Source organism: Mucilaginibacter xinganensis (assembly GCF_002257585.1).
In the GTDB taxonomy this organism is placed as follows: Bacteria; Bacteroidota; Bacteroidia; order Sphingobacteriales; family Sphingobacteriaceae; genus Mucilaginibacter; species Mucilaginibacter xinganensis.
Window position 1 is genome coordinate 4259706 of the sequence record NZ_CP022743.1, and the last position, 12821, is coordinate 4272526.

11 protein-coding genes are annotated in these 12821 nt (G+C 44.2%); all 11 read right to left on the bottom strand.

The window, feature by feature from the left end; translation table 11 throughout:
- The gene (locus MuYL_RS18670; protein ID WP_094571996.1) at positions 1–858 is read right to left on the bottom strand and encodes a cell division protein FtsQ/DivIB; all 858 of its coding nucleotides are present in this window, start codon (positions 856–858) and stop codon (positions 1–3) included.
- The gene (gene murC, locus MuYL_RS18675; protein WP_094571997.1) at positions 851–2206 is read right to left on the bottom strand and encodes a UDP-N-acetylmuramate--L-alanine ligase; all 1356 of its coding nucleotides are present in this window, start codon (positions 2204–2206) and stop codon (positions 851–853) included. The genes MuYL_RS18670 and murC overlap by 8 nt, the downstream gene beginning before the upstream one ends.
- A gap of 86 nt (positions 2207–2292) precedes the next feature.
- Positions 2293–3396 carry an undecaprenyldiphospho-muramoylpentapeptide beta-N-acetylglucosaminyltransferase gene (murG, locus tag MuYL_RS18680; RefSeq protein ID WP_094571998.1) on the bottom strand — a complete coding sequence of 368 codons (1104 nt, stop codon included), beginning with the start codon at positions 3394–3396 and terminating at the stop codon, positions 2293–2295.
- 90 nt (positions 3397–3486) lie between these two features.
- Positions 3487–4641: an FtsW/RodA/SpoVE family cell cycle protein gene (locus MuYL_RS18685; RefSeq protein WP_094571999.1), complete on the bottom strand. Its 1155-nt coding sequence runs from the start codon at positions 4639–4641 to the stop codon at positions 3487–3489.
- 73 nt (positions 4642–4714) lie between these two features.
- A complete protein-coding gene (gene murD / locus MuYL_RS18690; protein ID WP_394338970.1) occupies positions 4715–6076 on the bottom strand; it encodes a UDP-N-acetylmuramoyl-L-alanine--D-glutamate ligase in 1362 nt (453 codons plus the stop codon).
- Between the two features lie 58 nt (positions 6077–6134).
- On the bottom strand, positions 6135–7376 hold the full coding sequence (gene mraY, locus MuYL_RS18695; RefSeq protein ID WP_094572000.1) for a phospho-N-acetylmuramoyl-pentapeptide-transferase: 1242 nt from the start codon (positions 7374–7376) through the stop codon (positions 6135–6137).
- Between the two features lie 78 nt (positions 7377–7454).
- Positions 7455–8915, bottom strand: a complete 1461-nt coding sequence (locus tag MuYL_RS18700; protein ID WP_094572001.1) for a UDP-N-acetylmuramoyl-L-alanyl-D-glutamate--2,6-diaminopimelate ligase — start codon at positions 8913–8915, stop codon at positions 7455–7457.
- Positions 8912–11026, bottom strand: a complete 2115-nt coding sequence (locus MuYL_RS18705) for a penicillin-binding protein (RefSeq protein ID WP_094572002.1) — start codon at positions 11024–11026, stop codon at positions 8912–8914. Before MuYL_RS18705 ends, MuYL_RS18700 begins: the two co-directional genes overlap by 4 nt.
- Positions 11016–11429: an FtsL-like putative cell division protein gene (locus MuYL_RS18710; RefSeq protein WP_094572003.1), complete on the bottom strand. Its 414-nt coding sequence runs from the start codon at positions 11427–11429 to the stop codon at positions 11016–11018. The genes MuYL_RS18705 and MuYL_RS18710 overlap by 11 nt, the downstream gene beginning before the upstream one ends.
- Complete coding sequence (rsmH, locus tag MuYL_RS18715; RefSeq protein WP_094572004.1) at positions 11426–12328, bottom strand: 16S rRNA (cytosine(1402)-N(4))-methyltransferase RsmH; 903 nt, start codon at positions 12326–12328, stop codon at positions 11426–11428. The genes MuYL_RS18710 and rsmH overlap by 4 nt, the downstream gene beginning before the upstream one ends.
- Positions 12325–12789 (bottom strand): division/cell wall cluster transcriptional repressor MraZ, encoded by a 465-nt coding sequence (gene mraZ, locus MuYL_RS18720; protein ID WP_094572005.1) that lies wholly within the window; start codon positions 12787–12789, stop codon positions 12325–12327. The genes rsmH and mraZ overlap by 4 nt, the downstream gene beginning before the upstream one ends.
- Positions 12790–12821 lie beyond the last annotated feature (32 nt).

The following is a 12821-nucleotide window of genomic DNA, read 5'->3' on the forward strand; positions in this document are numbered from 1 at the left end:
TTAATTCTTTTTTATAGTATCCCTAATCAATTTTGTTGAGTCCTTAGCAGCCAGCTTCGCTTTTAAAGAGTCTGCTTTTAGCATTATGTTTTTTACACCAACCACCTGGTTGGCATATTTAATATTTATCACCTTGTAGGCATCCCAACCCACCAGCGGCAGGGCTTTTTTATAAAACACACGCAGGTTATGAAACTTATTGTCGAGCGAGTCGGCGTCACCCAACAGGATGCGGTTGTTGCCTACCCGCGGTATCAACTCAATTTCATGGTCTTTGTTTACATATATTTGCGCTATTTGCGCATCCCAAAGCGAGTCTCTTCTTATATAATCTGCCGTTTTAAACAGCTGCCTGGCCATTGCGGTGTGCAGGCTGTCCACATGGTTGGCAAACAGTTCATCAATGTAACCGTTGGCTACTATTACCCTGGCTGTGAAATTTGCTGACAAGGGAATTTTTAACCCATGCTGATCCACGTAAAAATCCTGGTCAAAGCGGTTCATTAACCTTAAAATGGGTTGTCGCTGGCTAATCTCCACGTTAATAATCCCATCCATATCGGTGTAAACCTTTGCAAACTCAATAAATGGGTTCGCCTTCAATTTCTTTTCCAGCAGGTTAATATTTATCAGTTCCATCCGGCGGCCAATAAGTGCGTTGCTGTTTACCTGTAAAATGTTGTCCACCTCTTCGCGGTCAATAAAATACTGGTTCCCGGGAATGTAAATCTTCACATCCTTACATAAAACTTCGCCTTTTTTTCTTTCGATAAAACTCATCAATACAATGAGCCCCCCGAAACTTATTATCCAGGCCAGGCTTATCAGCAATCGCTTCCAGATTGGCTTCTTAAACATCCTGCAAAATTTGTTTTAAGGGTTGAACCAGGGTATCAATATCGCCGGCACCCACTGTAAGCAGCAGTTCCGGCTTTTCATCTCTTATAACATTTAAAACTTCCTGCTTGCTTACCAGCCGCTTGTTTTGCAGCTGCATCCGCTCCAGTATCATCCCGGCGTTAACGCCTTCAATCGGTAACTCGCGCGCCGGGTAAATATCCAGGATAATCAACTCGTCCGACAGGTCAAGCGCCGCTGCAAAGCCATCGGCAAAATCCCGTGTGCGGGTAAATAAATGCGGCTGAAAAATAGTGGTAAGCTTTTTACCAGGGTATAACTTTTTAACCGACCTGATTGCCGCCTTTAATTCTTCGGGATGATGCGCATAATCATCAATAAATATTTGACGATCATTTTTTATTACATATTCAAACCTGCGGTGTACACCCTTAAATGAGCCCAACGCACTTTTTATGGCGGCAGCAGGCACTTCAAGAATCAGGCAGGCTTCAATTGCAGCAACTGCATTTTCAATATTATGCGTTCCGGCTATCCCCATTCTGATATCGGGTATGCTGGTGTTGCTATTATTAAAATCGAAGTAAAAATCGCCGTTCTCTATTTTTATGTTTGATGCTGTGGCATCTGCTTCAGCCTCCACGGCATAAGTAAAACCGGCATTTAAATCCAATCCTTTTTTATGAATCAGTGTACCACCGGGCTTTATTTGCGATGCAAATAGCTGAAAAGATTCCGTTAAATGCGCATGGTCGCCATAAATATCCAAATGGTCAGCGTCCATTGAGGTTACAATAGCAACGTCAGGATGCAGGGTAAGGAATGAACGGTCGTACTCATCAGCTTCAACCACCACTATGTTATTTTTACCATACAGCACATTGCTGTGGTAATTGGTTGAAAGTCCGCCCAAAAATGCGGAGCAGTCTTTACCAGAATCTTTTAAAATATGGGCAACCATGGTTGATGTGGTAGTTTTGCCATGGGTACCGGCTACCGCCACTGTAAACATCCCCTGGCTGATGATACCCAGCACCTGCGACCTTTTAAAGAGCCCGAAATTATTATCACGGAAAAAGTTTAAAATTGCCGAGTCCTTAGGAATAGCCGGTGTATAAATAATCAGCGTACCCTCATCAGGCTGTTGAAAGCTGTAAGGGATCCAGTCTGTACGATCTTCAAAAATTATGCGGATGCCTTCGTTATGCAGATCGCCGGTTAAATCAGTGGCTGTTTTATCATAGCCGCAAACAACACAACCCAAATGATGAAAGTACCGGGCCAACCCGCTCATGCCGATTCCGCCGATCCCCACCAAATAAACCCGTTTTATGCTGCTTAGTTCCATTTTATTATTTATGATGTGACGCCACCCGTTACCTGATGACTTCACTGATTGTATTATTATTTATTAGTCGTTTCTTCTGCTTTGAACTACTTTATCATTTTAAACACTTCTTTTGCAATCACATCATCGGCATTTGGCATCGCCATTTTGCCAATATTGTCGCTCATTTTTCGCTGCAGTTCTTTATCATTTAAAAGCGCAATAGTCTTATCAACCAGGTTAACTTCAGCATCCCTGTCTGCTATAAAAAACGCGGCATGGGCTTCTACCAGCGCCAGCGCATTTTTTGTTTGGTGATCCTCGGCCACGTTTGGCGAAGGAACCAGTATTACCGGCTTTTTTACCATATACAACTCGGCAATTGTCCCGGCACCGGCCCTTGATATAATCACGTCGGCCGCTGCATAGGCCAAATCCATCCGGTTCAAAAACTCCATGATCCGCACATTGGGGTTGTAGTCTTCGCCAAGTTTTTCAATTATCCCTTTATAATAGAATTTCCCGGTTTGCCATATTACCTGCACATCAGCGGCTATCAGCTTATCAAGCCCGGCCATTATGCTATTATTTAAAGTACGCGCGCCCAAGCTGCCGCCGGTTATCAATATTGTTTTTTTAAAGGCCGAAAGCTTAAAAAGTTCCAGTGCCTGCATTTGCTTCCCGGCAATATTAACCGATTCCTTACGGATAGGATTACCTGTTTTTATGATCCTGTCAAAAGGGAAAAATTTCTCCATGCCGTCAAAGGCAACACAGATCTTTCTTGCTTTTTTGCCCAACCATTTATTGGTGATACCAGCATACGAGTTTTGTTCCTGTATCAAATAAGGTATTCCCTTTAATGATGCCGCATATAACAGCGGCCCCGACGCATAACCGCCCACGCCTACAACTGCATCCGGTTTAAACTCCTTTATAATCTCCAGCGACTTCCTGACGCTCAACAGCAGTTTTACAGGGAACATCAGGTTCTTTAAGATAGATTTACGCTGTATGCCCTGAATCTCCAGTCCAATTATTTTATAACCAGCCGCCGGCACCTTCTCCATTTCCATCCGGCCGCTTGCACCAACAAATAAGATCTCGGTTTTAGGATCCAAACTTTTTAAAGCATTGGCAATTGCGATAGCCGGGAAAATATGTCCCCCGGTACCGCCCCCGCTAATGATTATTTTTTTACCTGACTTCACCTCTTCTTATTTTACTTTTAATGCTCTTATTGTTGCCTGACGGCTTGTTTTCGTAACTTTATATGTCAATTACCTCACTACTCTCTAACACTACGCTATCGCCACTTCCTTTATTTCGCCCACTATAACTTTCTTGGGCTCGTCAATGTCCCGGCTAACCGATAGTATAATACCAAACGCTATGCTGGTAAATAATATAGAGGTTCCGCCCATGCTCACCAGCGGCAGCGGAATCCCCGTTACCGGGCCTAAACCAACGGCAACCGCCATATTGGCAAATGCCTGTATGGTTAAGCTGAAACTAAGGCCGGCCGCCAGCAGCGTACCAAACGCTTTTGGTGCCTTGGTGGCTATTTTTATACAGCGGAATAACAAAAACAGGTACAAACCCATCAGCACCAAACCGCCAAATAGCCCGTATTCTTCAATTATTATGGCAAAAATCTCATCAGAAAATGCCTCGGGTAAAAAATACCGTTCGTCGCTTTTTCCCGGGCCTTTACCAAAAATACCGCCGGTAGCTATGGCTATTTTAGCATGGTTTCCCTGGAATAGTTTACTCTCGTCAACCTGTTCCGGGTGAAAGAAGGTTTTTAGCCTGGACATATGCGTAGCACTCCTTTTACCCAGCATCAAAATTCCGGCTAATAATATGGCCCCCGCAATACATACTACCGCTATTTGTTTAACGCTTATCCTGCCCATTATCAGCAACAGCACACTCACCCCGAATAACATTAAACCCGTTGATAAATTTGCAGGGCCTATCAGTGCAAACACCACGCAAACAGAACCCATTATCGGGATAAATGATTGCTTAACGTCCTTTATATTCTCCTGCTTACGCGACAGGGTACGTGCCAGGTAAGTAATGAGCGCCAGCTTGGCCAAATCCGATGTTTGAAAGCTTAACCCTGTTCCGGGGATGGCGATCCAGCGGCTTGCATTGTTAATATGCGACCCAAAGAACAACGTATATAGCAACAATGGAATAGTGATGATCATTAATAGTTTCGAGATCCCTGCATAATAACGATAATCAAGCTTGTGCGAAATATACATCAGCGCAAGGCCACCAATAATCATGGCCAGGTGTTTCATCAAAATAGACTCGGCCCCAACCCCTCGCGAATAGGCCAACGTACCAATGGAACTGTACACGGCCAGCAACGAGATCATTGAAAGTAATATGACTATCAGCCATATCCACCGGTCTCCTTTTGTATTACTGAGTATTCTGTGCATCGTACTATTTCTCTTATTGTTATTTCAACTATTACTTAGTCTGTGAGCTATGAGCCATCAACTATTTCCTTACCTACAATTCTCTCACCGCCTGCTTAAACTGCCTGCCCCTGTCTTCGTAATTTTTAAACAGATCAAAACTGGCACATGCCGGCGACAGCAATACAGTATCGCCTTTGGTTGCCAGGTGGTATGATACCTGTGCCGCTTCCTGCGCCGAATGCGTATTGACTATCACATCCACCACGTCTTCAAAAGCTTCATGAATGCGCCTGTTATCCTTACCAAGGCAAACTATCGCCTTTACCTTTTGCTTAACCAGGTCTTTCAGCATACTGTAGTCATTGCCTTTATCAACACCACCCAGTATCAGTATCACGTCGCTGGTCATGCTTTCAAGGGCATACCAGGTTGAGTTAACGTTTGTAGCTTTTGAATCATTAATGAAGCTGATGCCTGATATTTTGCCAACCGACTCCAGCCTGTGCTCAATGCTTTTAAAGTTGCCCATACTTTCCCTCATAGAAGGATTGCGCAGTTCGAGCACTTTTGCTACTATACCTGATGCCATTGTGTTGTAAATGTTATGTTTACCCTGTAGCGCTAATTCGTTTATTGACATCTGAAAATGTTGTTGGTGAGTGTTAATGACAATATTGTCCTGTTCGAGATATGCTCCCTGTTCGATCTTTTTTTCGATAGAGAATGGTAACTGCTGCGCTGCAAAGCTCCTGCCTTCCATTCCCTTAATTGTTTCCGGATCATCGGCACAATAAATAAAATAGTCGACGGCTGTTTGATTTTGAGAGATGCGAAACTTTGACGCTGCATAGTTTTCCAGTTTGTAATCATACCGGTCTAAATGATCGGGTGTTATATTTAATAGCACAGCTATGTCAACTTTAAAGCTGAACATATCATCAAGCATAAAGCTGCTTAACTCAAGAACGTACAGGTCAAACTTTTCCGTTGCAACCTGGTAGGCAAAGCTTTTACCTATGTTACCCGCAAGGCCAACATTTAACCCTGCATTTTTCAATATGTGATAGGTTAAGCTGGCTGTTGTCGTTTTTCCGTTTGAGCCGGTTATCCCAATTATTTTTGCCTGGGTATATCTCCCTGCAAATTCAATTTCCGAGATCACAGGAATTCCCTTTTCCTTAATTTTCTTTACAACAGGCGCTTTTTCAGGAATACCCGGGCTCTTAATTACCTCAACAGCTTTCAGGATCTCATCTTCAGTGTGCTGCTTTTCTTCAAAACGAATATTCCAGTCCTGCAGCTGCTGTTTATAGTTATCAGCAATACCGCCAAAATCAGATACAAAAACATCATACCCCTGCTGCTGTGCCAGGTAAGCCGCGCCCACCCCGCTTTCGCCGGCCCCAAGAATTGCTATGAGTTTTTTTGATTCCATTTTTATTCTTTTGTCCATGACCCAAAGTCAATGATCTATGGTCTTTTTTACTTCCTTCTTAACTAATCTCCGATCCCTACCTCAGCTTCAACGTTATAATTGTAACTATTGCCAGCAGGATGCCGATGATCCAGAACCGGGTTACGATCTTGGCTTCATGAAACCCCTTTTTTTGGTAGTGGTGATGTAAGGGCGACATTAAAAACACCCTGCGTCCTTCTCCAAACCTTAACCTGGTATATTTAAACCAGGATACCTGGATAATTACCGATAAATTTTCAATCACAAAAACGCCGCACAACAGGGGTACCAATAGTTCCTTACGGATCATAATGGCAAATACTGCTATTATTCCCCCTATTGCCAAACTGCCCGTATCGCCCATAAAAACCTGGGCCGGGTATGAATTGTACCACAGAAAGCCAACGCATGCTCCAACAAAAGCACCGGCAAAAATTACCAGTTCGCCCGAATTGGGGATGTACATAATGTTCAGATAATCCGCAATCACCGTGTTACCCGATACATAGGCCAGGATAGCCAGGGTGATGCCAATAATGGCAGATGTACCCGTTGCAAGGCCATCTATGCCGTCGGTTATATTTGCACCATTTGATATAAAGGTGATGATAAGGATCACCGAGAACATAAATACCAGCAGCGAATAGTGGTCAGAATCGGCACCGATGAACTTTAATACCTTGCCATAATCAAACTCATTGTTTTTATAAAACGGCATGGTTGTTTTTGTCGACCTGATGTCCTGTGTATAAACGGGCGTATTGCCACGCATGTGAAAATCAACAGGGGCATCATACTTTACCGGTAACTTCACTTCCTGGCGGATCACAATATCCTGGTTAGAATACATGGTAAAGCCAATAAACAGTGCTAGCCCAACCTGGCCGATAATCTTAAACTTGCCGGCTAAGCCTTCTTTATTCTTTTTAAATACTTTAATATAATCATCCAAAAAGCCGATTCCCCCAAGCCAAACCGTGGTAACCAGCATCATAATGATATAGATATTGCCAAGCTTTGCAAACAATAGCGTAGGGACAAGAATTCCTAATATGATAATGAGCCCGCCCATAGTTGGGGTACCGGCCTTTTGCATCTGCCCTTCCAAACCCAGGTTACGCACCGTTTCACCAACCTGCTTAAACCGCAAATAGTCAATCAGCCTGCGGCCAAACACCGTGGTTACTACCAGCGACGTAATTACAGCCATTGCCGTACGGAAAGTGATGTATTGAAACACCCCCGAACCAGGAATAGTGTAATTTTTATTAAGCCAGGTAAATAGGTAATAAAGCATTCTGTTTTATGATTTCACTGATTTTGAAAATAATTCCCCTGATATTTTTGTCCATGGTCGTTGGTTCATGGTCTGCTATTAATTTAAGTCTTTAAAAATTGCACTCAACTCTTCCATATCATCAAAGTGATTTTTCACTCCATGTATTTCCTGGTACTTCTCATGCCCCTTTCCGGCTACCACCACTATGTCACCCGGGTTTGCCAGCATACAGGCAGTTTTTATTGCCTCCCGCCTATCAACAATACTTAGTGTATGCCTTTTAAAAGCCGGATCAACGCCTTCTTCCATATCCCGTATAATCTGCGCCGGGTCTTCCGAGCGGGGATTATCAGAGGTTAGTATTACTTTATCGCTCCATTCGCAGGCAGCTTTAGCCATCACCGGGCGCTTGGTTTTATCCCTGTCGCCACCACAGCCAATCACTGTTATCACCTTTTCATTATTCTTGCGGATATCGTGAACGGTGCTCAATATGTTCTGGATAGCATCAGGCGAGTGCGCGTAATCAACAATCCCTATCACCTTGTTTGGGGCCACGATATAATCAAAGCGGCCTTTGGCACCGGTTAGCTTGCTCAGGCTGGTCAATATTTTGGTTTTATCCTGTTCTAGCAACATAGTTGCGGCATAAACTGCCAGCAGGTTATATGCGTTAAACGTCCCCACCATTTTAAACCAAACCTCCTCGTTATCAATTTGCAGCAGCAGGCCTTCAAACTGGTTTTCCAATATGCGGGCCTTGTAGTCTGCCATACTCTTCAGTCCGTAGGTTTTTTTATGGGCGCTTGTATTTTGCAGCATTACATTGCCGTTTTTATCGTCAATATTGGTTAATGCAAATGCATTAGACGGCAGCCCATCGAAAAAGGCCTTCTTGGCTTTCAGGTATTTCTCAAATGTTTTATGATAATCTAAGTGGTCGTGGGTCAGGTTTGAAAAAATCGCCCCGGTAAATTTCAAAGCACTAATGCGATGCTGTGCAATAGCATGCGAGCTAACTTCCATAAAGCAGTAATCACACCCCTTCTCCACCATTTCATGCAGTAACTTATTCAGTTCAACCGGATCAGGAGTGGTATGCGTAGCCTGGATCACCTCGCCATTTACCTGGTTTTCAACGGTTGATAATAAGCCGCATTTATAACCCAAATCGCGAAACAATTTATAAAGCAACGTAGCAATAGTGGTTTTACCATTGGTACCTGTTACCCCAACCAGTTTTAGTTTTAAGGACGGGTTATCATAAAAATTAGCTGACACAATGCCCAGTGCAACAGATGAATCGGCTACCATTAAAAAATCAACCTCGCCGGTAACGCGCGCGGGCAGTTCCTGGCAAATTACCGCCACGGCGCCATCATTAATGGCTTGTAAAATATAATCGTGCCCGTCAACCACCGTACCTTTTACCGCAACGAACATACACCCGGGAATAACTTTCCGCGAATCAAAAACTATGGCCGTAATTTCAATATCAGCACTGCCCTGTAGTTCAGTAAATGCAAGTCCTTCTATTATGTCGCTCAAATATCTCATCGCAATTCAATTATTATTTTTGATCCTTTTGGAGTAATGCTGCCTGCGGTTACCGATTGGTTTGCCACCACACCACTTCCCCGTGCTACCACTTTATAACCCGCATTTCCCAGGGCATATAAAGCATCGCTCAAGCCCATTCCCTTTACCTCAGGCACTACGCCGCTTTTATAACTTACATCCTCAAAAGCAATACCGTTACTGGTGTCAACACCATTGGCGGCTGCATTATTTGCCGCATATAGCGGCTTCACGCCCAGTTTGGTATATACCTGTTTCAGGGCTTTTACATTTCCTTTTTTTATCTGCGGCAAATTGGAATTACCCACGTAATGCACAGGGCCAGCCGGGCTCATGTTCAGGTCACTGGCATATACCCTGTCGGCAATTTGCCTGAATACCGGGCCCGCCACCTTTGCTGCCAGGTAATCGCCTTTTGTTGGGTGGTTAATAACCACAATCATTGAATACTTAGGCTTGTCAGCCGGGAAATATCCGCAAAAAGAAGCCTGGTATGTCTTTTTAACACCATAACCCGCCGAGCCGTTAGCAATTTGTGCCGTACCGGTTTTACCGGCCACCTTATACAACGGATTTTTGATCACGTTTTTCCCTGTACCTTCGCTCACCACGCCTTCAAGCAAACTTTTTACTTTTCCCAGCGTGGCATCACTGCACACTTTTTCGTTAATTACTCTTGCCTGGAACTGCTCAACCGTATTGCCCAGCCTGCGGATCTCTTTTACCAGCAACGGCGCTATCATTTTACCGTTGTTTGCTACAGCATTATAAAGAGTGAGCATTTGCAGCGGGGTAATCTTCATCTCGTAACCATAAGCCATTTCAGGCAGGGTGTAATATTTGTTCCAGCTGCGGCTTTTTGGATTTTTTACCACCGGCGCACCTTCTCCCTGGATCTGCAGGCCCAGTTTTTCGTTTAAATGATAACTGTACAGCTTGTCGGTAAATTCCTTTGGATTATCGTTATAATACCTCACTGCGAATTTTGCCGCCGCCACATTTGATGATTCCTCAAATGCTTTTTTTGCGGTCATTTCATAATTCCCTGCTTCCGCGTCAGTAATTGTTGGCCCTTTCGGAAACTTGTACCTGCCATTTTCAGCGTTTACAATGGTATTTGTATCTATTTTATGCTGATCAAACAGGGCCATGTAAGTGGCCAGTTTAAACGTTGAACCCGGATCAGCGGCATTACTTATGGCATAGTTCAGCTTCTCTTCATAATTACCATCCTTTGTACGGGTAAAATTTGCGATGGCCCTTATCTCGCCGGTAGCAACCTCCATTAAAACCACGCAACCATGATCGGCCTCCGTTTTTTCCAGCTGCGCTTTCAGCGCATCCTGTGCAACATCCTGGAAGTTAACATCAATGGTTGAAATGATGTCTGCGCCTTCTTTAGGCTCTACTTCGTCTTCGCCGTTATTAACAGGCATCCATGTGCCGCCTGCCATCCGCTGCATTAGGCGCTTTCCGCTTTCACCATTAATATAGCTGGCATAAGCACCTTCAAGACCTACCGCATTCTTAACATTTTCGTTTTTATAACCAATGGTACGTGCCGCCAGCGACCTAAAAGGCAACACGCGCCGGTTTTGTTCAAGCACTATCAGCCCACCTTTATATTTACCCATTCTGAAAATAGGGAACTTGCGAATTTGTGTCAGCTCACGGTGCGTTACTTTACGGCGGATCAATTGATAGCGCGAACCATCTTTCCGGGCGTCGCGCAGCATCCTGGAATATTCCCTGGCCGGCTTATCGCTATACAGCTGCGAAAACTTAATCGCCAGCGAATCCACATTTTCATTAAAATCCTGATCGTCCGCAATACCGGGGGCAAACATGTCCATATGCAATTCATACTCGGGCACCGATGTTGCCAGCAAACTCATATCGTTTGCAAAAATATTGCCGCGGGCGGCTTCAACTGTTTGGTAACGTGTAGAAAGCGTGGAAGCCATTTTTTTCCATTTATCGCCCTGCACAAACTGAACGCGAAAAAGCTGGATCACTACAGCTCCTGCAAAAAGCAATATCAACCCGAAAGCCAGGTAAACCCGTAACAGTATGTTTCTTCTAATGCTCATTCTTCACCTCCGCATCTGTTATTTTTTGTGGTGGCTGCAACGATTCTTTTATGCCCAGCGTGTCAACACGTTTAGCAACCTCGGTAAGTGTACTTCTATAAGCAAGATCAGCCTTTGTAGTTTTATAGTCCCAGCTAAGCTCCTTTACTTCTTTGCTTATTTTATTAATATCTCGGATACTACGTTCGGCTACGTGCATATTGGCGATATATAACATCCCCAAAAAAGCGATGAACAAAACAAATGGCAGTGCCCTTGTAGCCGATTCGGCACTCCAAAAGCCTTTTGTAAAAAATTGCGTAAGAAAGTTGTCCGGAAACTCGTCATTGCGTTTTTCCTCAACAATAAGCTTTTTCTGTTCAGCTTCTTCTTCCTCAATTTGTGTACGCAGCCTGTTTGTCATTTCTTTACCGCTATTCTTAACTTAGCGCTCCGTGCCCGGTTATTATCTTTTATTTCCTCTTCTGATGCAGTGACAGCCCCGCGGCTTACCGAATCAAAAGGCTTGTTGTCATTTCCGTAAAAATCTTTTTCTACCTCGCCGCTGAATTTTCCTTTGGCTATAAAATTTTTCACCAGCCTGTCTTCCAGCGAGTGATATGACATCACCACCAGCCGCCCGCCCGGAGCCAGCACCGATGCTGACTGGGTCAAAAATTCTTTCAATGCTTCCAGTTCCTGGTTTACCTCAATGCGCAAAGCCTGAAACACCTGCGCCAGGTACTTATTTTCTTTCCCCCGCGGAATTCGGTTCACTATCGCGTTCTTCAGATCAGCCACGGTTACAATGGGCGCATTTAGGCGTGCCGTTACAATAGTGTTCGCCAGCGATTTGGCGTTTTGTATTTCACCATAAATGCCAAAGATCCGGTGCAGCTCGGCTTCCGGGTAAGTATTTAAAACTTCTTTAGCGTTCAGCGTTGATTGCTGGTTCATCCGCATATCCAGTTCCGCATCAAAACGGATAGAAAACCCGCGTTCTGCCTGGTCAAACTGGTATGAGGAAACGCCAAGATCAGCCAGGATCCCGTCAACGGGCACGGCGTCATGCAGGCGCAAAAAATTTTTCATGTACCGGAAATTCTGATCAATAAAAACAAACCGGTCATCTGCCAACAGGTTTTGTTTTGCATCGGCGTCCTGGTCAAACGCCAGCAACTTCCCGTCTTTATTTAAATGCTTCAGGATCTCGCGGGAGTGTCCGCCGCCGCCAAAGGTTACGTCAACATAAGTTCCGGCAGGTTTAATATCCAGGCCTTCAATACACTCATTCAGCATTACCGGGGTATGGTATTCGCTCATAAGCCGCCCTCCCTTCTTTTGTCGCCCATCACCTCTTCGGCCAGCGCTGCAAAATTCTCCGGCTCGTTTTCAATCATCGTATTATATGCCGCTTTATCCCACATTTCAATTTTCGTCATTTGGCAGTTTAACACTACATCTGTTCCAATACCTGCATAATCCAGTAAACCTTGCGGTAAATTCACCCTTCCGGCAGCATCTACGCTCAATTCCGTCGCGCCCCGGGTAAAATATCTTATAAATTCTATGTTTTTCTTTTCGTATTGATTAAGTTTGTTCAGTTCATCAAGTTTCTTATCCCATTCTTGTTTAGTGTATATCACCAGATATTTCTCAAAGCCACGATTGATCACAAGCCCCTCTTTCTCAGCTTCTGGAAGCTTTTTCTTGAGGCCCGCAGGGATCATCATTCGCCCTTTGTTATCTAATTTACACTCAAACTCGCCGGTTAAATAGGACATGTTGTAACTATGGCATTAATTGTAGTGTAAAA